The 23993-nt window shown below is 61.9% G+C and carries 25 protein-coding genes and 1 tRNA gene; 14 read left to right on the forward strand and 12 right to left on the reverse strand.

From position 1 onward, the window contains the following. Positions 1-190: 190 nt before the first annotated feature. The 3 genes from ACFOW7_RS04975 (at position 191) to ACFOW7_RS04985 (ending at position 4700) form a co-directional block, all read left to right on the forward strand. The gene (locus ACFOW7_RS04975) at positions 191-559 is read left to right on the forward strand and encodes a DUF4288 domain-containing protein (protein ID WP_378161687.1); all 369 of its coding nucleotides are present in this window, start codon (positions 191-193) and stop codon (positions 557-559) included. A gap of 236 nt (positions 560-795) precedes the next feature. Next, complete coding sequence (locus ACFOW7_RS04980) at positions 796-2433, forward strand: VRR-NUC domain-containing protein (protein WP_378161690.1); 1638 nt, start codon at positions 796-798, stop codon at positions 2431-2433. Further along, positions 2430-4700 carry an ATP-dependent DNA helicase gene (locus ACFOW7_RS04985; RefSeq protein WP_378161692.1) on the forward strand — a complete coding sequence of 757 codons (2271 nt, stop codon included), beginning with the start codon at positions 2430-2432 and terminating at the stop codon, positions 4698-4700. Before ACFOW7_RS04980 ends, ACFOW7_RS04985 begins: the two co-directional genes overlap by 4 nt. Positions 4701-4766: 66 nt before the next feature. Here the strand turns inward: ACFOW7_RS04985 and ACFOW7_RS04990 are convergent. Then, a tRNA-Glu gene (locus ACFOW7_RS04990) sits at positions 4767-4842 on the reverse strand. A 59-nt stretch (positions 4843-4901) separates the two neighbouring features. Next, the gene (rlmB, locus tag ACFOW7_RS04995) at positions 4902-5651 is read right to left on the reverse strand and encodes a 23S rRNA (guanosine(2251)-2'-O)-methyltransferase RlmB (RefSeq protein WP_378161694.1); all 750 of its coding nucleotides are present in this window, start codon (positions 5649-5651) and stop codon (positions 4902-4904) included. Between the two features lie 150 nt (positions 5652-5801). On the opposite strand from rlmB, the gene ACFOW7_RS05000 reads away from it, so the two are divergent. Beyond that, complete coding sequence (locus tag ACFOW7_RS05000) at positions 5802-6647, forward strand: 23S rRNA (adenine(2030)-N(6))-methyltransferase RlmJ (RefSeq protein ID WP_378161696.1); 846 nt, start codon at positions 5802-5804, stop codon at positions 6645-6647. Positions 6648-6805: 158 nt separating this feature from the next. On the opposite strand, the gene rpoS is transcribed toward ACFOW7_RS05000, so the two are convergent. From rpoS to ACFOW7_RS05030, 6 genes are all read right to left on the reverse strand, one after another. After that, positions 6806-7768 (reverse strand): RNA polymerase sigma factor RpoS, encoded by a 963-nt coding sequence (gene rpoS / locus ACFOW7_RS05005; RefSeq protein WP_378161698.1) that lies wholly within the window; start codon positions 7766-7768, stop codon positions 6806-6808. 7 nt (positions 7769-7775) lie between these two features. After that, complete coding sequence (locus ACFOW7_RS05010) at positions 7776-8792, reverse strand: peptidoglycan DD-metalloendopeptidase family protein (protein ID WP_378161700.1); 1017 nt, start codon at positions 8790-8792, stop codon at positions 7776-7778. Between the two features lie 124 nt (positions 8793-8916). Further along, positions 8917-9573: a protein-L-isoaspartate(D-aspartate) O-methyltransferase gene (locus tag ACFOW7_RS05015; RefSeq protein ID WP_449252214.1), complete on the reverse strand. Its 657-nt coding sequence runs from the start codon at positions 9571-9573 to the stop codon at positions 8917-8919. Continuing rightward, the gene (gene surE, locus ACFOW7_RS05020) at positions 9570-10316 is read right to left on the reverse strand and encodes a 5'/3'-nucleotidase SurE (RefSeq protein WP_378161704.1); all 747 of its coding nucleotides are present in this window, start codon (positions 10314-10316) and stop codon (positions 9570-9572) included. The genes ACFOW7_RS05015 and surE overlap by 4 nt, the downstream gene beginning before the upstream one ends. A gap of 294 nt (positions 10317-10610) precedes the next feature. Next, positions 10611-11468: a DMT family transporter gene (locus ACFOW7_RS05025; RefSeq protein WP_378161707.1), complete on the reverse strand. Its 858-nt coding sequence runs from the start codon at positions 11466-11468 to the stop codon at positions 10611-10613. Beyond that, entirely contained in the window at positions 11465-11887 is a 423-nt protein-coding gene (locus tag ACFOW7_RS05030; protein WP_378161709.1) for a hypothetical protein, read from the reverse strand. Before ACFOW7_RS05030 ends, ACFOW7_RS05025 begins: the two co-directional genes overlap by 4 nt. A 119-nt stretch (positions 11888-12006) precedes the next feature. Between ACFOW7_RS05030 and ACFOW7_RS05035 the strand changes: the two genes are divergently transcribed. From ACFOW7_RS05035 to ACFOW7_RS05060, 6 genes are all read left to right on the forward strand, one after another. Further along, the gene (locus ACFOW7_RS05035) at positions 12007-12555 is read left to right on the forward strand and encodes a GbsR/MarR family transcriptional regulator (RefSeq protein ID WP_378161711.1); all 549 of its coding nucleotides are present in this window, start codon (positions 12007-12009) and stop codon (positions 12553-12555) included. A gap of 16 nt (positions 12556-12571) precedes the next feature. Further along, entirely contained in the window at positions 12572-13021 is a 450-nt protein-coding gene (locus tag ACFOW7_RS05040) for a thiol-disulfide oxidoreductase DCC family protein (RefSeq protein ID WP_378161713.1), read from the forward strand. A gap of 40 nt (positions 13022-13061) precedes the next feature. Beyond that, positions 13062-13412, forward strand: a complete 351-nt coding sequence (locus ACFOW7_RS05045) for a hypothetical protein (RefSeq protein ID WP_378161715.1) — start codon at positions 13062-13064, stop codon at positions 13410-13412. 236 nt (positions 13413-13648) lie between these two features. Continuing rightward, on the forward strand, positions 13649-14128 hold the full coding sequence (locus tag ACFOW7_RS05050) for a DUF2269 family protein (RefSeq protein ID WP_378161717.1): 480 nt from the start codon (positions 13649-13651) through the stop codon (positions 14126-14128). 9 nt (positions 14129-14137) lie between these two features. Continuing rightward, positions 14138-14587, forward strand: a complete 450-nt coding sequence (locus tag ACFOW7_RS05055) for a hypothetical protein (RefSeq protein WP_378161719.1) — start codon at positions 14138-14140, stop codon at positions 14585-14587. Positions 14588-14605: 18 nt separating this feature from the next. Beyond that, positions 14606-16012 carry a TIGR01777 family oxidoreductase gene (locus ACFOW7_RS05060; RefSeq protein WP_378161721.1) on the forward strand — a complete coding sequence of 469 codons (1407 nt, stop codon included), beginning with the start codon at positions 14606-14608 and terminating at the stop codon, positions 16010-16012. A 416-nt stretch (positions 16013-16428) separates the two neighbouring features. Here ACFOW7_RS05060 and ACFOW7_RS05065 read toward each other — a convergent pair whose 3' ends face one another. Beyond that, complete coding sequence (locus ACFOW7_RS05065) at positions 16429-17556, reverse strand: aromatic ring-hydroxylating oxygenase subunit alpha (protein WP_378161723.1); 1128 nt, start codon at positions 17554-17556, stop codon at positions 16429-16431. A 303-nt stretch (positions 17557-17859) separates the two neighbouring features. Here ACFOW7_RS05065 and ACFOW7_RS05070 point away from each other — a divergent pair, with 303 nt between their 5' ends. Continuing rightward, positions 17860-18075, forward strand: coding sequence for a hypothetical protein (locus ACFOW7_RS05070; protein WP_378161725.1), 216 nt, complete (start codon positions 17860-17862; stop codon positions 18073-18075). Between the two features lie 54 nt (positions 18076-18129). After that, entirely contained in the window at positions 18130-18855 is a 726-nt protein-coding gene (locus ACFOW7_RS05075; RefSeq protein ID WP_378161727.1) for a hypothetical protein, read from the forward strand. Between the two features lie 65 nt (positions 18856-18920). On the opposite strand, the gene ACFOW7_RS05080 is transcribed toward ACFOW7_RS05075, so the two are convergent. Further along, positions 18921-19607, reverse strand: a complete 687-nt coding sequence (locus ACFOW7_RS05080; protein WP_378161729.1) for a pirin family protein — start codon at positions 19605-19607, stop codon at positions 18921-18923. Positions 19608-20019: 412 nt separating this feature from the next. Between ACFOW7_RS05080 and ACFOW7_RS05085 the strand changes: the two genes are divergently transcribed. Continuing rightward, positions 20020-20637: an arylesterase gene (locus tag ACFOW7_RS05085; protein ID WP_378161733.1), complete on the forward strand. Its 618-nt coding sequence runs from the start codon at positions 20020-20022 to the stop codon at positions 20635-20637. A 259-nt stretch (positions 20638-20896) separates the two neighbouring features. Here the strand turns inward: ACFOW7_RS05085 and ACFOW7_RS05090 are convergent, their stop codons facing one another. Both ACFOW7_RS05090 and cysS read right to left on the reverse strand, forming a co-directional pair. Next, positions 20897-21376, reverse strand: coding sequence for an NUDIX hydrolase (locus ACFOW7_RS05090; RefSeq protein WP_378161735.1), 480 nt, complete (start codon positions 21374-21376; stop codon positions 20897-20899). A gap of 109 nt (positions 21377-21485) precedes the next feature. Next, a complete protein-coding gene (cysS, locus tag ACFOW7_RS05095) occupies positions 21486-22859 on the reverse strand; it encodes a cysteine--tRNA ligase (RefSeq protein ID WP_378161737.1) in 1374 nt (457 codons plus the stop codon). Positions 22860-23128: 269 nt separating this feature from the next. On the opposite strand from cysS, the gene ACFOW7_RS05100 reads away from it, so the two are divergent. After that, positions 23129-23929 (forward strand): transporter substrate-binding domain-containing protein, encoded by an 801-nt coding sequence (locus ACFOW7_RS05100; protein WP_378161739.1) that lies wholly within the window; start codon positions 23129-23131, stop codon positions 23927-23929. Positions 23930-23993 lie beyond the last annotated feature (64 nt).

A 23993-nucleotide genomic window follows, 5' to 3' on the forward strand; every position in this document is an offset into this window, starting at 1 on the left:
GCCTTATCTATGCGTCCTACGCATAGTAAATTACCTGCGTGCCCCCATATATCTCGAAAAATAAAAACTATTCATTCCCTCTACGCATAGCTTGATCACTCCTTCTTTACCTCCCCGACCGAGCCGGAGATTTTCCTGCTGCCCGCGTTTGTTGACGCTTTCTTCCCAACTTCCCCAAAGGCAAAAATAAATGACCTGGTATGCCATGCATTTGATTATGCAGATCAGATTCAAGGCAGCGACGCAGCCGTATTTTCCCGCCTGGGAAGAGGTCTTTCTGGTCGAAGCCGACACGCCGGACGAAGCCTACAGCAAAGCCGAAACCATCGGCCTGTCCCTTGAGGGCGACAGCCAGGGCACGTTTCATTGGGATGAGCAACCGGCAACCCATGTATTTAGCGGCGTGCGCAAATGCATCGAACTGTCGTGCCCGCGCAGCCCGCTCAATGCCCCGAAAGACGGGTGTGAATTGACCTATTCACTGTTCGAGTTTTCCAGTCAGGCAGATCTGCGCAAATATGTCGAAGGCGATGAAGTGTTGCTCAAGGCTTTGAAGTGATCGCTGTCCGAACCGAGGTGACAGCGTGGACAGGTCGCTGAAGAGGCACTTGCGACGGCAGGAGTCGGCCACCCAACCGATCAGCTTTGTAAATTTCACGCAGCGTATAGAAATTACAGTCGTGCTGCAGCCAGGTTACAGCGCCGTCCTGACCACCCCGGCCTGACTGCCGCCGCGCTTGCCAAGAGAACGAGCGCTCACCGACAATGGTGGCGCGAATCTTCTGTGGCTGCGCCATGCTCCCCGACCATCCCAAGCCCTTCTATTACCTAGAGAATTTCCAACTGCTGCTCGACCATGTCGCCAGCCGTTATGCCGATCTTCTGCAAGAAGCGGAGCGCGATTTCCTGCACCGTTTCCCGCCACTGCCGCAAGCCGCCCAGGCACTGCTGGTGCGGATGGTGATGCGTAAAGGCGAGCTGTTTCGTGCCAGCAAGCTCGACTACAGCGAGATCGGCCCCAGCACCACAGCCTGGGAACCACTGGCCGAAGCGGGCTGGATCGAGCTGGACCCGCCGCTCGAGCTGGCCGAGCTATTCAGCCTGCTGACCCGGCCTGAACTGGCGCAGTGCTGTTTCCGCGATCAGTTGGCCCGCTCCCCGGGCCGCAAGGCCGACCAGCTTGCCGCCTTGAGCGAGCACTATCCGCAGGCGCGTCCGCTCGCTGAGTGGGGTCCGTTGCCCGATCGCGTCTGCCGCCTGACCATCCAGCCTTTATGCGACCGGCTGCGTCTGATGTTCTTTGGCAATCTGCGGCAGGACTGGTCGGAGTTCGTGCTGGCCGATCTTGGGGTATTCCAATATGAAAAGGTGCCGCTCTCACCCGAATCGCGCGGTTTCCGCAGCCGGGCCGATGTGGACTGCTATCTGGCCATCGACGACTGCCGCCGTCAGCTCGATGAAGGGGTTCCGCTGACCACACTGGCCGAGACGGCAAGGGCGCTTGTCAGCGACAACCCGTGGCTGCAACGGCGCCGGGCCAGACTGCTGTTTCGCCTGGCGCAGCAGCAGGAACAGAGCGGCCAGCTCGAAGAAGCGCTTGAGCTCTACCGCGACGCCGCCTATCCCGGCGCCCGCGCCCGCTGTGTACGGGTGTTGGAGCGGCTGGAGCGGACCGAAGCAGCCCACGCCCTGGCGCAGCTTGCCCGGGAGCAGCCGGAGAGCGAGGCCGAGCGCCAGCAGATGCGCCGCACGCTGCCGCGTCTGTGTCGCCGGCTCGGTCTGCCGCGCCCCGAGGAGCCGACCCTTCCCGCCATTCCCGAGTCGCACCTGACGCTGCCGCGTCCTGCTGGCGCGGTGGAGCTGGCGGTACGCGACCATCTGCATCGCCCCGACGCGCCGGTCCATTATGTCGAAAACACCCTGCTGACGGCGCTATTTGGCCTGCTGTGCTGGCCCGCGCTGTTTGCCCCGCTGCCGGGTGCGTTTTTCCACCCTTTCCACGCCGCACCGGCCGATCTATTGAGCCCCGACTTTCTCGAGCGCCGCCGCGAGCTGTTCGAAGACTGTCTGGCCCAGCTCAACGACGGCCGTCATCGGACCACCATCCGCGAGCATTTCCAGGCAAAACAGGGCATCCAGTCGCCTTTCGTGATCTGGCCGGCGCTTGATGCGGAAAAGCTCGAACTGGCGCTGCGCTGCATCGCCCCGGCCCATCTGGAACGCGTGTTCCGGCGCATCCTCGACGACCTCGGCGCCAACCGGGCCGGCCTGCCCGATCTGATCCGCTTCTGGCCCGACGAGTCGCGCTATGAGTTGATCGAAGTGAAGGGGCCGGGAGATCGACTACAGGACAACCAGATACGCTGGCTCCATTACTGCCTCGAACATGGCCTGCCGGTGCAGGTGTGCTACGTCGAGTGGGCCACGCCGTGAGTTATCGGGTCGCGGTACGCGAGCTGTGTGAATTTGCCGCCAAGACCGGCGATCTGGATCTGCGCTTCACCCCGGCCCCGACTGCCGAGGAAGGCATTGCCGGGCACGCCACGGTCACCGGCCGACGCGGCGCCGGCTATCGCAGCGAAGTCAGCCTTGAAGGCGACCATGGCCCACTGATCGTGCGCGGCCGCTGCGATGGCTTTGACCCAACCCAGCAGCGGGTCGAGGAGATCAAGACCTATCGCGGCGAACTCGACGCCATGCCCGACAACCACCGCGCCCTGCATTGGGCACAGGCCCGCGTCTATGGCTGCCTGCTATGCCGTGAATACGGGCTCGACAGTATCGATGTGACACTGGTGTATTTCCAGGTGGACCGGCAGGAAGAGACGGTACTGGCGGAAAGGTATACGGCGCAGGCACTGGAGGCGTTCTTTGCTGATCTATGCGAGCGTTTCCTGCATTGGGCCGAACAGGAGATGGCGCACCGGGCGGCGTGCGAGGCGGAATTGCTGGGGCTGAGCTTTCCGTTTCCGGACTTCCACCCGGGCCAGCGCCAACTGGCCGAAACCGTCTATAAGGCCGCCCGTCTGGGCCGGCAGTTGCTGGCCGAGGCGCCGACGGGGATAGGCAAGACACTGGGCACGCTGTTTCCGCTGCTGAAGGCGATGCCGGCCGAGCGGTTCGACAGGCTGTTCTTTCTGACTGCCAAGACCTCGGGCCGCCAGCTTGCGCTCGACGCGCTCACCCAGCTGCGGCCGGACCTGCCGAGTTTGCGCGTCCTCGAACTCGTTGCGCGCGACAAGGCCTGCGTCCATCCCGATCTGGCCTGCCATGGCGAATCCTGCCCACTGGCACGCGGCTTCTACGACCGCCTGCCCGCCGCCCGCGCCGAGGCGGTCGCCCAGGCCCGGCTCGACCAGACCAGCGTGCGCAAGCTGGCCGAAGCCCATCAGGTCTGCCCCTACTATCTGAGCCAGGAACTGGCTCGCTGGGCCGATCTGACCATCGGCGACTACAACTACTTCTTCGATTCGAGCGCCCTGCTGCATAGCCTGACCGTCACCAATGGCTGGCGCATCGCCCTGCTGATCGACGAAGCCCACAATCTGGTCGAACGCGGCCGCAGCATGTATTCGACCACCCTTGATCAGGCCGGCCTGTCGGCACTGCGCCGCCAGGCTCCCGCTGCGCTCAAGAAACCGCTCGATGCCCTGCAACGCACCTGGCGTGAATTGAATGCAGCGCAGGAACAGGACTACCAGGTCTACCCCGAACCCCTTTCGCGGCTGCTGGGTGCCTTGCACAAGGCCGACCGAGCGCTGGCTGACCATCTCGATGCCCAACCGATCGGTCCTGATAGCGAGTTGATGCGCTGGCATTTCGATATCCAGGCTTTTCTGCGGCTGGCCGAGCAATTCGGGGAACATTCGCTGTTCGATCTGAGCCTGCGCAGCGGACCGGACGGGCGGCCACTTGGCACGTTCTGTCTGCGCAATCTGGTGCCAGCGCCGTTTCTCGCGCCGCGTTTTGCCCAGAGCGCCAGCACTGTGCTGTTCTCCGCCACGCTCACACCGAGCGACTATTACCTGCGCATGCTGGGTCTGGCCGAGGACACGGCCTGTCTGAGCGTCGATGGACCGTTTCGGCCCGAACAGCTCAGCGTGCGGGTGGTGCGCGCCATCTCGACCCGCTACAGCGACCGGGCCGCTTCATTGCAGCCGATTGCCGAGCTGATCGTCGGCCAGTATCAGGCCCGCCCGGGCAACTACCTCGCTTTCTTCAGCAGCTTTGCCTATCTGGAACAGGTGCTGGCGGTCGTGACGGCACTCGCGCCCGAGCTGCCTTGCTGGGCGCAGTCGCGTCAGATGGACGAAGCTGCCCGCCACGACTTTCTGGCCCGTTTTATCCCCGATGGCAGCGGCATCGGCTTTGCCGTGCTCGGCGGCGCCTTTGCCGAAGGGGTCGATCTGCCGGGCAGCCGGCTGATCGGCGCCTTTGTCGCCACGCTGGGCCTGCCGCAGTTCAACCCGATCAACGAGCAATTCCGCCAGCGCCTGCAGCAGCTGTTCGGCCAGGGTTACGACTATGCCTATCTGTATCCGGGACTACAGAAGGTAGTGCAGGCCGCCGGCCGGGTCATCCGTACCCCGCAAGATCGCGGCGTGGTCTATCTGATCGATGACCGCTATGACGACAGTCGGGTCAGGAAACTGCTGCCGCGGTGGTGGCGGGTGGAGCGGAACTCGACGGACGCTTGGTAGCTGCACGAGGCTGCGTCGATCAGCCATGAAAAAAGCCAGACCTTGGCAGGTCTGGCTTTTCTGATCTGGCGTCCCCACGGGGATTCGAACCCCGGTTATCGCCGTGAAAGGGCGGTGTCCTAGGCCTCTAGACGATGGGGACGAGGCATAAGAGGCCGCGATATTAACGAGGCAGCCGGGCCTCGTCAAGCATTTTTCCGATTATTTTCCTTCTGCCTTGAGTACCCGCTGGCGCCGAGACTCGGACAGGCAGATGCCGCTAGCCACCGAGACATTGAGGCTTTCCACCGAACCGAACATCGGAATGCTGACCAGCACATCGCAATGCTCGCGAGTCAAGCGGCGCATTCCATGGCCTTCGGCCCCCATCACCCAGGCCAAGGGACCGGTCTGGTCGAAATGGAACAGGTCGGTTTCGCTCTCGGCATCGGTACCGGCGATCCACACCCCGGCATCCTTGAGATCGCGCAGCGTGCGGGCCAGATTGGTCACGGTGATATACGGGATGATTTCGGCGGCACCGCTGGCCACCTTGGAGACCGTGGCATTGATACCAACCGATTTGTCGCGCGGGGCAATCACGGCATGGACGCCCATGGCATCGGCCACGCGCAGACAGGCACCCAGATTGTGCGGATCGGTAATGCCATCGAGCACCAGCAGCAAAGGCGGCTCGGTCAGGTCTTCGAGCACTTCGTCGAGCGCCACATGGTTGCGGTCGGCGTCGATCACTGCGGCCACGCCCTGATGGCGGCCATGACCGCTCATGCCATCGAGCCGGGACACATCGACCGGGATCGCCCGGACCTTCTGCCGCTCGGCCAGCTTCAGCAGATCGTGCATGCGCGGATCGTGACGTTCGCGGGCGACATAGAGTTCGAGCACGCTATCGGATTGGCGCGACAGTCGGGCGGTAACGGCGTGAAAGCCGTGGATCAGTTTCTTTTGCATGACGGACCAGGGGGTGTGTTCTAGGCAGCGAGGCCGGGTTACAATCGCGCCCGCCTCGGCGAAAACCGCCATTGTGCGTGTTTCGCCCCGGTTCGGGTAGCCCGGACCGAGCCGTGCCGCCCCGCCCGCTTCTTCTTCCGGACCGCAACCATGCTGAGTTACCGCCACGCCTTCCACGCCGGCAATCATGCCGACGTGCTCAAGCATTCGGTACTGATCGAACTGCTCGACTATCTCAACCAGAAAGACAAGCCCTACTGGTATATCGATACCCACGCCGGCGCCGGCGCCTATGCGCTTGACGAGGGCTATGCCACCAAAAATGCCGAATTCGCCGGCGGTATCGGACGGCTATGGCAGCGCGACGACCTGCCCGAGCCGCTGGCCCGCTATGTCGAGGTGGTGCGTGAGCTGAACCCGGACGGCCGGTTGCGCCATTACCCGGGCTCGCCGATGTGCGCAGCCCAGGTACTGCGCGACGCCGACCGCTTGCGGCTGTTTGAGCTGCACCCGACCGACAATAAGCTGCTCAATGACAATCTGGGCCAGGATCGGCGCAGCAAGATCGAGCAAAGCGACGGCTTTACCGCGCTCAAGGCGGTACTGCCACCGCCGCCACGGCGGGCGCTGGTGCTGATCGATCCGCCCTACGAGGACAAGAAAGACTACCAGCGGGTGGTCGATGGCTTGCAGGAAGGACTCAAGCGCTTTGCCACCGGGGTTTATGTGCTGTGGTACCCGCAGTTGCAGCGGCTTGAAGTGCGGCAGATGCTCGACAAGCTCAAGCTGTTGCCGGTCAAGTGGCTCCATGTGGCGCTGACGGTAGAGCGGCCCTCGGTCGATGGCTTTGGCATGCATGGCAGCGGCCTGTTCATCATCAACCCGCATTGGCTGTTGCGCGACAGCCTGGCGCGGCAACTGCCCTATCTGGTCAAGCAACTGGGCCTCGACAATGGGGCGCGCTTTGTGCTGGAAACCAGTCCGGAAGACAAATAGAAAATATCCGGCCAAACCTGTGCCAGATATGAGAACAACAAGAATATTTTCTGAAAAAAAGAAGCACCAGCCGAATGACTGGCACACCCGCAGGGAAAGCCAGGAAGGCTTCCATCGCCACGGACCGCCCGGACGGTCCGTGGCGGCGGGATGTCAGCTTAGCCGAGCAATACGTCGCGCGACACGCCTTGACGCCGCAGCAGACGCCGCAGGCTTTCCAGTGCCTCGATCTGGATCTGGCGTACCCGTTCGCGCGTCAGTTGCAGATGCGCGGCCAGGTCTTCCAAGGTGCAAATATCGTAGCCGTTGAGGCCGTAACGGCGTTCGATCACCATGCGCTGCTTGTCGTTGAGCTGCTTGAGCCACTCGCGGACATAGCGTTGCACTTCGGCGTTTTGCAGAATCACCTCAGGACCGTCGTGCTGTTCATCGGGAATCGATTCGCCGATCGACAGCATGGGGTCGATATCGAGCGGGGCATCGAGAGAGGCCATGCGCTCGTTGAGGTTCATCACCCGACGTACTTCCTCGACCGGCTTGTCGACCAGGAGAGCGATTTCCTCCATGGTCGGCTCGCGGCCCATCTGGGCTTCCAGATGGCGCTGGGCGCGCAGGTAGACGTTGAGTTCCTTGATGACGTGCACCGGTAAACGGATGGTGCGCGACTGATTCATGATGGCCCGTTCGATGCTCTGACGGATCCACCAGGTGGCATAGGTGGAGAAACGGAAACCGCGCTCGGGATCGAATTTTTCCAGCGCGTGCATCAACCCGATATTGCCCTCTTCGATCAGGTCGAGCAGTGCCATGCCCCGATTGATGTAATGCTTGGCGATATTGACCACCAGGCGGAGATTGTGCTCGATCATCTTCTGCCGGGCATCAAAATCACCTTGGACGACCCGCCGAGCCAACGAACGTTCTTCGTCGGGGGTAAGCAGGGCGTTGTGGCCGATATCGTTGAGGTAGATCTGCGTGACGTCCCCAGTCGACTCGAGAATATGCGGCTCACCTTCTTCGGCCGCAGGCGCCTCGACTTCGTCGTCGGCTTCCTCGTCGTCACCGTCCAGCATTTCCTCGTCGATCAGGTCTTCTTCGATGGTGTCGAGTGAATTGTTCATGGCTGTTCTACTGTGTCAGGTACTTGGTTGGATCGACCGGCTTGCCGAAGCGCCGGATTTCGAAGTGCAGCTTGACCTGCTCCGTGTCCGTGTTCCCCATTTCAGCGATTTTGTCTCCTTTCTTGACGTTGTCCCCTTCCTTGACCAGCAACTGGCTATTGTGGGCATAAGCCGACAAGTAGGTTTTGTTGTGTTTGATAATCACCAGTTTGCCGTAACCGCGCAGGCCGGTACCCGCGTACACCACCCGACCGCCGGCCGAAGCCAGCACGGGGTGTCCGAGCCGTCCTGCAATATCGATGCCTTTGCTGGAATCGGAGAAAGGCGCCACGACCCGCCCGGTAGCCGGCCAGACCCAGGAGGCGACTTCATCGTCGCCAACAGGTTGTGGCTTAGACTCGACCGGCTTCGGCTCGGTCGGTTTGGGCTCGGCGGGTTTGACTTCAACGGGTTTGATCTCGACCGGTTTTTCGAGCCGGGGCCGGGCAGCTACCTGTTCAGGCCCTTCGGCCAGCCGGGCCACGGTGGCCGCGTCGGTGCTGTATGACAGCTTGAGCGCCTTGGGATAAGCCACTTCGGCCCGGACCGGTGCCGGCGTATCGGGCCGGGTCGGCGCGGGCGTCACGGCACCGTCGCTGACCGGCCGGATGGTGACACCGGCATCAGTTTCGGGCTTGAGCGGCTTGACCACAACGCCGGAGTCGCCGTTCTCGTCAGGGACGGTCAGACGCAGCTGTTGGTCGATCTTGATCAGATTGGGGTCGGAGAGCTGGTTCCAGGCGGCGACTTCTCGATAGTCGAGGCCATGTTCCAGGGCGATGCTGTAGAGCGTGTCGCCTTTTTTGACGGTGTAGACTTTGGGTCGCCAGTCAGCGCCTGTTTCGCGCTCGGCGGGAGCCGTGGAGGACGGCCGGGTAACGGGCTTGGTTCGGTCGACAATGGGCGCTGGCGCACGGTTGGGATCGTGCGCACAAGCCACGATCAACAGTGCAGACAACAAACCGGCAAAACGACGAACGTTCAACTCGTTACTCCCTCTTTGATTGGTATGGATCGTAGCGAGTGGCTGTAGCCTACTTCACCACAATGACAGTTTTGCTGATCTTAGGCAAGCCCGGCAACTAGGGCTTTACCTGGGCTACACCTGGCTAGGCTAGCCCCGTCAACATCGGCACGAATCGGACTTTTTCGAGTCTGGTTTCTTGAAAACCTTCTTCGAACCGCTCGATCATTCGCATTTCTTGATCATTTACGCCGATCGGAAACAACATCCGTCCACCGATGGCCAGTTGTTCCAGCAGTGCCTGCGGCACATGGGTCGCGGCCGCGGCCAGGATGATGGCGTCGAACGGCGCACCATCGGGCACCCCGTTATGGCCGTCGCCATGACGCAGCCGCACATTGCTGATCCGCAGATCACGCAGTTGCAGGCGCGCCCGATCGAGCAGACTGCCGATACGCTCGACCGAGTAGACCACCTTGAATAGTCGTGCCAGCACCGCCGCCTGGTAACCGCAGCCGGTGCCGACTTCGAGCACCCGCTCACGGCGGGCGGCACCGGCGGCCAGCTCGACCATCCGCGCCACGATATAGGGCTGCGAAATGGTCTGGCCATGGCCGATGGGCAGGGCCACATCGTCGTAGGCGCGATGGGCCAGCGCTTCATCGATAAAGATATGGCGCGGCACTTCGCCCATGGCGGCGAGTACCGAGGTGTCGCGGATGCCCTGACCACGCAGCCGTTCCGCCATGCGCGCACGGGTGCGCGCCGAAGTCATGCCGATGCCGGAAAAATCCTGCTTCACCCCTGCAACCACTCCGTCACGAATTGCAATTGCCGATACGCCGTCAGGTCGATCTGTAGCGGTGTCACCGCAACATAGCCTTCGGCCACCGCCCAGAAATCGGTGTCTTCGCCATTGTCCTGCACCGCGCCGGGCGGGCCGATCCAATAGATGGTCTCGCCACGCGGGTTGCTGGCCGGGATCACCGGCTCGGCCTTATGGCGCCGGCCCAGCCGCGTTACCCGCATCCCCTTGAGTTCGGCATACGGCACATCGGGCACATTGACATTGAGCAGCAACGCCCCGCGCCAGGGCTGGGCGCGGTAGCGTTCGACCAGATCCACCGCCACCCGGGCAGCGGTGGCGAAATGGGTCGGCGGCCGGCCGGCCAGCGACAGGGCAATCGCCGGAATACCCAGCAAGAAGGCTTCGGTCGCTGCCGCCACGGTGCCGGAATAGATGGTGTCGTCGCCCATATTGGCGCCGTGATTGATCCCGCTCACCACCAGATCGGGCGGCGAGTCGGGCATAAAGCCGGTAACGGCCAGATGGACGCAATCGGTCGGCGTGCCATTGACGTAATGGAAACCGCTGGCGGCCCGGCGCAGCGATAAAGGCCGGTCCAGCGTCAGGGAATTGGAGGCACCACTGCGGTCGCGCTCGGGCGCCACGACCACCACCTCGCCCAATGCTGACAGCGCCTCGGCCAGGGCGGTCAGCCCAGGCGCGAAATAGCCGTCGTCATTGCTCAACAGAAACTTCATGGGCTCCCTCCGCGTGCCCGCTTGGCGGGGCGTCGATTTTCAGGGTCGGCATTGTAGCGCCGAGGGCGCAGCACGGGAATGCGTGCCCCGGCGCGCGGCCGGCTCAAGCATACGCCGGGCACGCGGCTTGCGCGATGATCGGCCGCGCTGACCGCCCCACAAGCGGCCACTGTGTGGCAAAACACGACAGCCTGACACGGCCGGCGCTGGGGATCAAGTCGTTATAAATAAATTGGGACAAATCACCGCAAGATCAGGAGCGATATAGAAGAAAAAATAATATATTTAACCTTCTCAACGCCGCGTAGACATCACCCCGCTGCCCACAATCAGCAATACGGCCAGCCAACTGCTGGCAGGCAGCTTGTCCTGCCAGATCAGCAGGCCGATCAGGCTCGACAGCAAGACGGTGAAATAGGCAAGGCTCGCCACCACCAGTGTCCGGCCCTGGCGGTAGGCCCGGGTCATCGCCAGTTGCGCCAGGGTGGCGCAGGCGCCCATCCCGACGATGATCCAGCCATTGGCCCAGCTGACCGGGCTGAAAGGCTCGAAGGCCATCCAGGCGCCGGCAGCCAGGCTCGCGATCAGCGAGAAATAGAACACGGTGCGCCACTCGGGCTCACCCGCTTCGCCAAGCAGCCGCACATTGAGATAGGCCACGGCGGCCAGAAAACCCGAACCGAGTCCGAGCAGGCCGGCAAACCATTGATCGCGCCCAAGCGTCGGCTGCAACAGCAGCACCACACCGGCAAAGCCCAGTCCGATCGCCAGCAACAGGCGGCCCGACGGCTTTTCTCTGAGCCAGAAAGTGGTAAGCAGGGCCAGAAACAGCGGCGAGGTGTAATTGAGGGTGACGGCCGTGGCCAGCGGCAGATGCGAAATCGCATAGAAATACAGCATCAGCGAGACCGTACCGGCCGCGGCGCGCGAAATCTGCTTTCCCGGCACGGGCGAGCGCAGTGAGCCGCCACGCCAGGCCACCACCGCCCCCACGGTCAGAAAACCGATAAAGCAGCGGTAGAACACCAGCTCGGCGGTGCTGAAAAACGTCGCGCCGAGCTTGACGAACATCCCCATCACCGCAAACAACGTCGAGGCGGTCAACATCCAGAATGGCCCCGAATCGACGAGGCTGCGGCGGTTTTCGGTCACGGACAGCTCAGCGAGATATTGCGGTGTTCGGGGGCGGAAGCGGTCTTTTCCTTGTCGCCGCAGTAGTAGCGCACCTGCAGACTCTTGCTCTTGCCGCGATCGGGATCGCCGCACATCTCGTTGGTCACCTGCACCATCAGGCTGTAGCGACCATTGGCGCGCTGGGCCACCCAGTCGGTCACATCGCATTCGTTGCGCCAGGAGCCATAACGGGCCTGAGCCACGGTGATCCGGGCCGGGGGGCGTGGCCGGTCGACCGGACGGCCATCGGAAATCGTGCCGCGCTCATCATCGACCTGCTGGCGCGTGCCGGCCCGGAAGCCATCTTCATAACCACGGCGGTAGCCGCGTTCATAGTCCTCATTGGACGCCAGCACTGGCATTGCCAGGACCATACACAGCAGATAGAGCAGTTTCACGACATTGTCCTTATGGAAAAGCCCAGAGAGGCGAGGAGCGGAATTGTCTCGTCAAGGTTGACTGGGCGACAAGTTATCAGTAAATTTTCAGAAATTACTGAAATTACCGAGCAAGGAAAATGAAACTGTCGCCGACCATGCAGAAGTTCGTGCTCCACTGGGGCGAGATGGGCACCCGCTGGGGCGTAAACCGTACCGTGGCACAGATTCATGCCCTGCTCTTCCTGGCCGACCACCCGCTCAATGCCGACGATATCGTCGAGACCCTCGGCGTGGCCCGCTCCAATGTCTCGGTCAGTCTCAAGGAATTGCAAAGCTGGGGACTGGTACGGGTGGTCCATGTGCTGGGCGACCGGCGCGACCATTTCCAGACCTTCGATGATGTATGGGAGATCTTCCGCACCGTGGTCGAGGAGCGCAAACGGCGCGAGATCGACCCGACCCTGACCCTGCTGCGGCAATGCAAGCTTGAAGCCGAAGACGATCCGCAACTGGGCGAACAGGCCCGCCGCAAGCTCGATATGACGCTAGATTTCGTCGAATCGATGGCCGAGGGCTACGAGGAGTTGCGGCGCCTGCCGCCCGCGACGCTGCTGCGTCTGCTGCATTTCGGCAGCAAGGTGCAGCGCTGGATGGGCCGTCGTGCCGACAGCCACGAAAAGTCCTGATCCGGAGCCGCCCATCATGGCCGAACTCACCCTCTACTACGACAGCCGCTGCCCGCTGTGTGCCACCGAAATGGCCAGATTGCGCCGATTCGACCGCAGCGGCCGGCTTGATTTCGTCGATATCCGCCGACCGGACTTCGTTCCCCACCACCACGGCCTCGACCCCATCGCCATTGAACAGGCATTGCATGGCCGCTGTGACGATGGCCGCTTGCTGGTCGGCGTCCCGTGCATCGTTGCCGCCTACCAGCTCACCGGCCGTCTGCGCTGGACCCGCTGGCTCAACCATCGAACCGTATTGCCGCTCAGTGCCGCTCTCTACCGCTGGGTCGCCCGCCACCGCTATCGCCTGTCGCCCTGGCTGGGCTACCGGCGCTGCGATGGAGAACAGTGTCAGCTTCGGCCGGTTTTTTTTAGACGAATATTTCTGTTTTTACTGAAATTTCGAACAAACAAAACACCCTGATTACCCGGTCCCACTTATTTCCTGTCTTAAGGAGTTAGCCATGCTTGCCCTGATACTCGACCTAGTCCTGTCGTTCGGCGTCAGCCTCGCCGTCATCGCCTATCTGCGACCGATGCTGCGCGATGCCCTGCGCTTGCGCTGCGAAAACGGCGGCCGTTCGGTGGATTTCTGGCTGCGCCTCACCGACCTGTTGATGCTGCTGGCGCCGCTGGCGGAGGTGATCCTGTTCGGTCCGCGCATTGGCGAATCGCTCGATAGCCATCTGCGGCGGGTGCTGTTTATCACCCTGTGCGGCAATGTGCTGGGGCTTGCCTGGACTGGACGGACGATCTGGAAACACCTTGTCGCCCCGCAACGCCAGCAGGCGGTCGAGCCATCCGCCCAAGGATGATTCTCCTTAAAAATGTCGTCCAAAAATACCCGAAATCATCGAATGAATCAGCCCCTATCCGAACTCCTCCATGGCCTCCACTCCCAGTGGCAATGGGTACACTCAATACAGTGTCCTGCACCACTCAGTAGCTGTTGATGCGCCGTGTACGTCGGGTATTTGGACGCCATAGTGAAGGAAATTTGGCAATCATCGCGGACCGCAACCGGCTGTCCGCATCACCCCCAGGAGCCCCCATGGAATACCTGACCGCCAAATGGCTGCATGTACTGTCCTCGACCATCCTGTTCGGCACGGGGATCGGGACGGCTTTCTATATGTTCGTGGCCAACCGCAGCCGCAATCTCGACGCCATCGTGGTGGTGACGCGCTGGGTGGTACGAGCCGACTGGGCGTTTACCGGCACGGCGGCGATCGTGCAGCCGCTGACGGGGCTGTGGATGGTCCATCTGGCCAATCTGCCAATGCTGAGTCCTGCCGGGGGGCTCAACTGGATCAGTCTGTCCTTCGTGCTCTACTTCGTGACGGGTGCCTGCTGGTTGCCGGTGGTCTGGCTGCAAATCCGCATGAGCAGGATGGCCGCGCAATGTCAGCGCCAAGGCGTCGAGCTGCCGCTCCAGTACTGGAAGCTCGAACGGCTGTGGTGCCTCCTGGGGCTGCCCGCCTTCTCGGCCCTGGTCTGGGTGTTCTATCTGATGGTCGTCAAACCTTTCTGAGAGCGACTGATGTCCACGCCTTCCCCCTTACGTCGCTATGCCGTGTCCTGCCTCTGGCTTGCCGGACTCGGCCATATCGTCGGCGGCCTGGTCCTGACCTTCGGCGTCGATAGCGGCCTGTTCGACTGGTACCACCATGATGTGCTGAGCCGCTTCTGGTCCGGCCCACCGCCCAGCGAAGCGCTGGCGCAGCAACGCTGGATGGTGGCCTTGTTCGGTCCGACCATCGAGAACATCGGCGTCTGGCTGCTTGCACTGAGTCACTGGGGCGGCAGCCAGCGCAATCCGGCAGCCTGGCTGTGGTTACTGGCGGGAATTGCCCTATGGGCGATTCAGGACATCGCCGTATCGCTGCGGGTCGGCTATTACCCCCATCTATGGCTGGACCTGGCTGCCTGCGCCGCACTGGCCCTGCCCACCTTATGGCTGTGGCGGCATGACCGCCGTCAGTCGGATTAAAGCGTTGAAAAGCCCATCATGACTCCCTTACTGATTCTGCTATGGCTGCAAGCGCTGCTTGGCGCAGCCGACGTGCTGTGGAACCACGAACTCAAGGAAAAGCTGCCGCAGCGTCCCAGCGCCCGGCGCGAACAATGGCTCCACGGCGTGCGCGAGCTGCTGTACGCGGTGGTATTTGCCGGCATCGCCTGGCTCGAATGGCGTGGTCTATGGGCCGGGGTCTTTGCGGCCGTGCTGTTGATCGAGGTGTGGTTGACCGCGCTCGATTTCATTGAAGAAGACCGCCATCGATTGCTCGGCCCCACCGAGCGGGTGATGCATCTGCTATTGGCCATGGGTGGGGGTGCCTATGTGGCCTTGCTGGTACCGGTGATGTCCGACTGGGCCGGCCAGCCAACGGCGCTCCAGCCGGTCAATTACGGCTGGCTCAGTCCGGCACTCAGCCTGGCGGCCGTGGGAGTGCTGGCCTGGGGAGTGCGTGATCTGCTAGCCCGGCCGCAGGCAGTGGTCTCGAACCTTGATTTCGGCCCTCGCCATCAACGGCTGCTGATCACCGGTGGCACCGGCTTTATCGGCACCCGGCTGGTCGAGGCACTGCTGGCCGAGGGGCATGACCTCACCCTGCTCACGCGCCAGCCGCTGCCGACCGCTGTGCGCTTTCGTGGTGCGGTGCGTGCCATCAGCGATCTCGAGCAATTATCGAGTGGCGAGCGTTTCGATGCGGTGATCAATCTGGCCGGGGCACCGGTGCTTGGTCCGCGCTGGACGGTGAAGCGTCGCCGCGAGCTGCTGGCCAGCCGGGTCGGCCTGACCGAGAAGCTGGGCGCCTGGCTCGCCCGCTGTGAAACGCCGCCACCGCTGCTGATCAACGCCTCCGCCATCGGCTACTACGGCGCCCGCGATGCCACCCCGCTCGACGAAGCGGCCGGGCCACAGGCTGAATTCATGTCCGAACTGTGCCAACGCTGGGAGTCCGCCGCACAGCAGGCAGCCGGCCCGCACACCCGGCTGGTGATCTTCCGGCTTGGCGTGGTGCTGGGCGAAGCCGGCGCGCTGCCAATGATGATGCTGCCGCACCGGTTCCGGGTAGGTGGCACATTGGGAGACGGCAGACAGTATCTGAGCTGGGTCGGGATCGATGATGTATTGGGCGCGCTGGCCCTGGCCTTACGCGATCCGACCATGGCAGGCATCTACAACCTGACCGCACCCGAGCCGCTACCGCAGCGCGAATTCGCCCATGAACTGGCCCGTGCCTGCGGCGGCCGTGCCTGGCTCACGCTGCCGGCCTCGGTTGTCCGGCTGATGCTGGGCGAGGCCGCCACCTTGCTGATCGATGGCCAGCGCGTCCTGCCACGCCGCTTGTTGGCGCATGGCTATGAATTTGTTACGCCGACCCTGGCGGCTTGCCTGGAACGGAGATGAGATGAACATTTTCATTAAAAATCGTTTATATGTAGCACCAGCGCTAGCAGCAGTTTTTCCTAATATTTTATTTATTGAACACCCCCATCAAGGAATCCAAGCGGAATAGATCGCATCCGCATTGGCGACAGCGTAAGCCGTTCGATCAATCCGACCGGCCGTCGGACGGTCATGGCTGTCGATGGATTTCCGCGTATCACTTATATAGATTCGTCTTATGAATTAAGCACATACCTTGCAGCACATGCGCTTGTCGGTCGAACCTTAAGGAATCCGGGCAGTTAACCCGGGCAGGTCGCAGTAGCAGCGCCTGCGCAGGCAGTCAGCGGTAAATCCTTAGCGACACTCGTGGTTGAAACGCCGAAGGCCCGGCAAATTGCCGGGCCTTCGGTATTGTTGGGTTCAGCAGGCGTGGTTCAACGCTCGGGGATATGGGCGCCCATCTCGCGCCGCATGAATTCATGGAAGTGCAGCATGCCGTCCTCCATCGGGCTTTGATACGGTCCCCATTCGTTGCGGCCTTCCTTGTAGAGCCGTTCGCGGCCCAGCTCCATCCGGCGGATGATTTCGGCATCCTCGACGGCGGTTTCCTGGTAGGCGACCTGTTCGGCTTCCATGAATTCCGGCTCGAACAGGGCAATATCCTCGGGATAGTAGTACTCACAGATATTGATGTACTTGCGCGGTCCTTGCGGCAGCAGGGTCGAGATCACCAGCGTATGCGGATACCACTCGACCATCACATTGGGGTAGTAGGTCAGCCAGATCGCCCCATGCGGCGGCAGCGAATCGGGACCGTAGCGATCGCGGTAGTAGCGCAGCACCTGTTTATGCCACTCGCCATACGAACGCGAGCCGGGCTTGGCCAGTTCGTTATGCAGACCGACGGTCTGGACCGAATACCATTGGCCGAACTCCCACTTCAGATCGTCGCATTCGACAAAGCGACCGAGGCCCGGGTGGAACGGGTCGACGTGGTAGTCCTCCAGATAGACCTCGATAAAGGTCTTCCAATTGCCGTGGTATTCATCGACGGCGACGCGGTGCAGCATATAGCCGCTGAAATCGAGGTCTTTGCGGACACCGAGGTCCTTGAGATCGGCCTCGATATCGCGGCCCGACTCGAACAGCATGCCGTTCCAGTTGCTCAGCGGGGTTTCCGGCAGATGCAGGCAGGGATTATCGGGAAAATGCGGCGCACCGAGCAGGCGGCCGTCGTTGTCGTAGGTCCAGCGATGCAGCGGGCAGACCGTCACGGCGCCGTTGCCGCGCCCTTCGAGCATCAGTGCCTGCCGATGACGGCAGATATTGGACAGCAGCTTGACGCCCTTGTCGGTCCGTTTGAGGTATTTGGCGCGGTCGTACATATCGAGCACCATATAGTCGCCGACTTCCGGGACCATCAGCTCGTGACCGACATAGCGGGGACCGTTGGCGAACAGGATTTCCTGTTCCAGTCGATAGAAGTCTTCGTCGAAATAGACGCTGACCGGCAGTTGCGCATTGGATGCGCGGAGAAGATTGGATGAAGCCAGGTTGGACATATCCCACACCCCCAAGTAGCCGGGATAGGGAACCACGCCGTCCGCTTTGACCTGATCAGTCTGCGCGGCGCGATACCCCAACACCCGAAGGTCTAAGAACGTCTTGCCTTGATGGATTAACGAGTCGAGCCGCGCGGCGATGGCTAACACGGTCTCGGAGTTCGGCGTTCGCCTCCCCCCCTAGCCTCCTGGGCCGTAGGGCAAGCACTGGAAGCCGCGGCAGCCGGGCTTCCACTACTCGCGCTGCGGGCGGTTGGGCCACTGTTTCCAGTGGATGCCGCAGCGCAAAAAAGAGGGCGGATTTTGGCCGAATTCCCCCCCCTGCGCAAGCAATTTCTCGGTAAAAACAGCCACAAAAAGAAAAAGATAGCCGGCCCTCAACAAGGCCTGTTATCCCCCTCTCCTCAGTATCGAACAACGACCGCTAAGAACAGGAAAAACAACGGTTTTTCTTCCGCCGCAGCTTTAGAAGCGATTGCTGTTGCAACGGCAGGTTTGCAAGGCCAAGATCGCGTCTAAACTGATGAAAATACTGTCGATCATGGCTCAGGTCAGATCGTCACGGAGGGATCCATGCTGTCGTCGCCGCGCCTTGCTGCCTGTGCCCTGGCCCTGTCGCTCCTCTGTCCCGCCGGCCTCGCCGGTCCGCTGCCGCAAGCCCCGCTGCCGGCCGGCAGTACCTTGCTTGAACAACGTTTTATCGCCGACCCGACCGGTCAAGGCGGCTGGCTGGTCCAGACCCTGCTCTCATCCGGCAGCAGTTGGCGCCGGCTGGTGGTCGCCCTGCCCGGCCAAGGCTATCGGATCGGCAGCCCACCTGCCGCCGACCGCGACTATGGTGACGCCAGCCTCAGACTCCACCCCATCCCCGGCCAGCCGGGCGCTGCCTGGTGGCTGAGTTCCCGGGCCTTGCTGCATAGCGGCGACGCCGGTCGCAGCTGGACGCCACGGATGGCTGGCCTGCCTGATCCCAGCGACGGCCGCACGGCACTGCGGCGCTTGTTTCCCGATCCAGACCACCCCAGCCGGCTGACCCTTGAGATCAGCACCGAAGACGGCCCCCAACTCTATCGCAGCACCGACGGCGGCCAACGCTGGGAAGCACTGGGTCCCCCCCTGGGCGATCGTCGCGGCCGCATCGGTCTGTCGCAGTCGGAAGACGGCCGCCAGATCGAGGCGGTCTATCGGGGGGAGCGGGGCGATATTCATCTGCTCAGCCGCGATGGCGGGCAAAGTTGGCAGCCCAGGCCCGCCACCACCAGAAGAAAGATTTCTGAAAAATCTGTACAAGATTTGTAGCCATTAAAAAATATAAATTATCTTTTCATGCAGGGCGCTGTCGCCGCTTCCCAGCGCCCCCGCCCTCAGGCCAGATCAAACACCAGCACCACGGCCGGCTTTCCAGCCTCCAGCACCACCCGTTCCTCATCGAGCAACAAGACCGCATCGCCCGCCGATAGACGCTCGCCATTGACGCTCAATTCACCCTGTACCAGATGAACATAAGCGCGGCGCCCACGCGCCAGCGTCAAGGTCTGCCCCCTACCCTGGTCAAAGCGGCCGAAATACAGCCGGACATCCTGATGGACCGACACCGCCCCGCCTTCCGGGGCCGCCAATAACAGCAACTGATTGCGGCCCTCGCCAAGCCGGCCTTCCTGATAGCTCGGCGCCAGACCCTGGCGGTCCGGTTCGAGCCAGATCTGCAGGAAATGCACCGGTTCCTCTTCCGAGGCGTTGTACTCGGAATGGTAGATGCCACGCCCGGCACTGATCCGCTGCACGGCCCCGGCCACGATTTCCGAGCCATTGCCCATGCTGTCGCGGTGCGCCAGCCGGCCTTCGATCACATAGCTGATGATTTCCATATCGCGATGACCATGGGTGGCAAAACCCGCTCCAGGCGCCACCCGGTCTTCGTTGATCACGCGCAGCGCGCCAAAGCGCATATGGCGCTCGTCGTGGTAGCTGCCAAAGGAAAAACTGTGATGGGACTTGAGCCAGCCATGGTCGGCATAGCCGCGTTCACTTGATTTACGCAAGGTAAGCATCGTGTTGGCATTCCAAAATTTCGAATGTATGGAACGCATACTAGACTTGCCTCCCATCGATTGATAGCAAGCAAGTCTCAACAACTTGTTCATGAAAAATGAACATCAAGAGAGGACACGACAGCCAGCACTGCGACCAATCCGCTCAATGGCTGCGTCCGAGGCGAAGTCACTCTGGACGCCCCGGAAAAGCATGAGATCCAGCCTTCCCATCGCCTTAAGCGGGCAGCCCCGAACCGCCCGAGCGAGGGACCGTTGGCGCCCGACTTCGCTACAGCTCGTCCGTCAAGGCGGACTACTTGCTACTGCCTACCGAGCCGGGCAGTTCAGATGCCAGCGCCGAGCCTGAAACCATGGCGCTACAGCGCCGGCTACAATCTGCATCATCAAGCCATCTTTACAGGAGACGGGAGTGCCCCATTTTTCTGCGCGTTATTGGATGTGTTGTCTCTTGCTGCTGGTGCTGGCCGGCTGCGGCGGCAAGGTCAAGCTGCAACCGCTGCCTCAGGATGCGGTGATCCTGGCCTTTGGCGACAGCCTGACCTTTGGCACGGGTGCCACCATCGACACCAGCTACCCATCCGAGCTGTCGCGCCTGATCAACCGCCGGGTGGAGAACCGAGGCGTTCCCGGCGACACCACGGCAGACGGCCTGGGCCGCTTTGCGGCGGCGCTCGATGAGGTATCGCCCAATCTGGTGGTGCTGTGCCTGGGCGGCAATGATTTTCTACAGAAGAAGCCGGAGAGCGAAACCATCGCCAATCTGCGCGCCATGCTCGACGAGGCAAAGCGACGCAAGCTGCCGGTCGTGCTGGTGGCGCCGCCACGGCTCGGTTTCGGGCTGGAAACCCCGCCGTTCTATGAAGAATTGGCCAAAGAATATGAGCTGGTGCTCGAAGACAATGCGCTGGCGGGGATACTGAGCCAGTCCAAACTCAAGAGCGACCCGATCCATCCCAATGCCGAAGGCTATCGGCAATTGGCTGAAGCGGTGGCGAAGGTGTTGAGAAAGAGCGGCGCGCTGGGTTAAGCACCATTTTCCTTTCACTTGGCATCCAAGTGAGCCGCACCTGCACGGTGGATCAAGCCTGGGGCCCTTGACCGTCTCAGGCTGGATAAGCAGTTGTAGCAAGGAGATGAACAGGACGGCTGTACGCCGCTTTGCCTCACGCCGAGTGCGCCTGGGCGGTCTTCGATGCTGTGTCTGATCAGAAGGTCAAGATGGGCGTCCGGGACAGAAACCGCCTGCACCGATCGGCACCATTGCAGCGTCCGGCGCAGACGCCTCCTCATTCAACGCGGGTATCGATACGCAGCGAGGCGAGCGGCGGTTGCTCGACAAAGGCTTCCCATACTTCGCGCAGCACCCGACGCTGCCCCAGGAACGGCAATAGCGCCAGCGCCTGTTCCAGATTGAGCCAACAGTAATCGGTATGTTCGTGGTCGAGTCGCACCTGGGCGTTTGAGGCGACAAAGGCCACGAACACCGGCGCCAGGACGATACGTTCGCGGCTGCGCTCGTAGAACTGTTCGCAGACATCCGCCGAATAGAACTGTTCGGGCACCAGGCCGGTTTCCTCGGCCAGCTCGCGCAGACCGGTCTGCCAGGCCGCCTCGCCGTGTTCCATCTTGCCGGCCACCTGACACCACAGACCGCCCAGGCTATCGTCGGGTGCCCGGCGCAGCAGCAGCACCTCGGTACGCTCGCCGCAGCGCCGCAATACCTGCACCGCCACCATATCGCTGACAATTGGCAACCGGCTATGCATCTCGCTCTCCACGGAAAAGCGGCGGCCGCCCGGCCACCGCTTCGTATCAGTACGGCCGCCTGACGCGGCCGAAAATCAGACCGGCGCCCGCAGGCGCCGGAACCCGTCTTTACAGCCGACGCCAGCCGGTACCGCCAGCCCCATCTTCCAGCACGATGCCCGCTGCGGCCAGCTCATCGCGAATCCGGTCGGATTCGGCGAAGTTCCGGGCCTGGCGCGCCGCTGCCCGCTCGGCGATCAGCGCTTCGATCCGCTCGGCGCTGTAGCCATCGCTGGCCGGGCCGCCTTGCAGGAATTCCAGCGGGTCGCGCTGCAAGATGCCGAGGATGCCACCGAGCGCCTTGAGCAGGCCCGACAGATGGGCAGAACCGGTGCGATTGACTTCGCTGGCCAGCTCGAACAGCACGGCAATCGCCTCGGACGAGTTGAAATCATCATCCATCGCCGACTTGAAACGGTTGGCGTATTCCTCGTTCCAGTCGATGGCCTCGCGCACCAGCGGCGGGTGGTTCTTCAACGCGGTATAGAGCCGCTCGAGCGAATGCTTGGCATCGCGCAACAGCTCTTCAGAGTAGTTGATCGGGCTGCGGTAATGGGCGCGGATCAGCAGCATCCGCACCGCTTCGCCGTCGAAATGCTGGAGCACATCGCGGATGGTGAAGAAGTTGCCAAGCGACTTCGACATCTTCTCGCCGTCGAACTGCAAGAAGCCGTTGTGCAGCCAGTAATTGACGTAGGTATGGTTGTGGCAACCTTCGCTTTGGGCGATTTCGTTCTCGTGATGGGGGAATTGCAGGTCCTCCCCTCCACCGTGGATATCGAAATGATGGCCCAGATGGTATTCCGACATCACCGAGCACTCGATATGCCAGCCAGGCCGGCCCGGCCCCCAGGGCGAGGGCCATTGCGGCTCACCCGGCTTGGCCGACTTCCACAGCACGAAGTCGAGCGGATCGCGCTTGTTGCTGTCGATGCCCACGCGCGAACCAGCGCGCAGATCGTCGAGCGACTTGCCCGACAATTTGCCGTAGCCATGGAATTCACGCACGGCGTAGTAGACATCGCCATTGTCAGCGGCATAGGCGCGCTGCTGGGCGATCAGTTTTTCAATCATGGATATCATGCCGTCCACATGGCGGGTAGCACGCGGCTCGTGGGTGGGCGGCAGCAGGCCCAGATGGGCCAGATCGGCGTGCATATCGGCAACGGTGCGCTCGACCAGCTCTTCGGCCGTAATGCCCTGCTCGCTGGCGCGTTTGATGATCTTGTCTTCGATATCGGTGATGTTACGCACATAGGTCACGTCGTAACCCGAGGCCCGCAGCCAGCGCGCCACCAGATCGAAGGCAGTCAGCATACGGGCATGACCGATATGGCAGAGGTCATAAACGGTCATGCCACAGACGTACATGCGCACCTTGCCGGGTTCGATGGGGGTAAAGACTTGCTTTTCTCGGGCGAGGGTGTTGTACACGGTGAGCATGACGAAACTCCAGAAGGTTTTGATTATGGCCGCGACAGCGGAGCGGCGATTCTAGCAAGCTGGCACGATACGATAAATCTTGGGGTGACGTCGCCGTTTTCACGCCAGCGAAACCCGCCGGAAACACCAACTGTCGTGCAAACATTTGATTTGCATAAAGAATGCTGCACGCATAGAATGCGCGCCGGCGACGAATCTCCTTTGTCGACGGCCCGGCTGCTCGTCTACGCTGGGCATTGTTCCTGTCCGCATCCCCACGAGAATAATCCATGAACAACGCGACCCTCTCCCTCCTCATGACCCTGGCCCTGACCAGCGTTGGCGTTCAGGCCGACGACTGGGACAAGATCAAGGCAAAGGGTGAAATCGTGATCGGCGTCCGCGACAGCTCGCCGCCCTTTAGCTTCTACGACAAAAACCGCGCCACGGTGTCGGGCTACGATATCGACTTCGCCCGCTATATCGCCAGCAAGCTCGGCCTCAAGCCGGTGTTCAAGACGGTCGATCCGGCCGATCGCCTGCCTTCGCTCAAGGAAGGCCGCGTCGATATCCTGATCGCTTCGCTGGCCAAGACCCGCGACCGGGAAAAGGAAATCGATTTCAGCCTCGGCTATTTCGTCTCCACCCATAAGCTGGTCGCCCGCAAGGGTCGCTTCAAGGACCTGCTCCAGCTCGACCAGATGACCATCTGCGTGCCCAAGGGCTCGACCAATGCCGGTCATTTGCAGGAAATCTCCCAGACCGTCAAAGTGGTTCAGCTGCCCGATTACGCCGAAGCCTTCAATGCCATGAAGGAAGGCAAGTGCGAAGCGGTATCCGGCCCCGAAGCCACGGTACAGGGCAATCTCAACAAGATGGCCAACCGCAATGAGTTTGAGCTGGCCGATGTGCCGATCGCCTCGGAAGCCCTGGCAGTCGGTATCCGCAAGGGCGAGAAGTCGCTGCAAAAGCAGATCAACGACAGCCTGGTCGAGGCCGAAACCAGCGGCGAAGCCGCCAAGATCTTCGATCGCTGGTTCGGTGCCAATTCCTCGGCCCCGATGCCGCGCACCTTCAAGATCGTCCGCTAGGCACCCTCGCTGCCCCGCCGCTCAGCCGAGCGGCGGGCGCCGTGGGCCGAACAGATAAAATCTT

The organism is Chitinimonas lacunae (assembly GCF_042650885.1).
GTDB classification, from domain to species: Bacteria; Pseudomonadota; Gammaproteobacteria; order Burkholderiales; family Chitinimonadaceae; genus Chitinimonas_A; species Chitinimonas_A lacunae.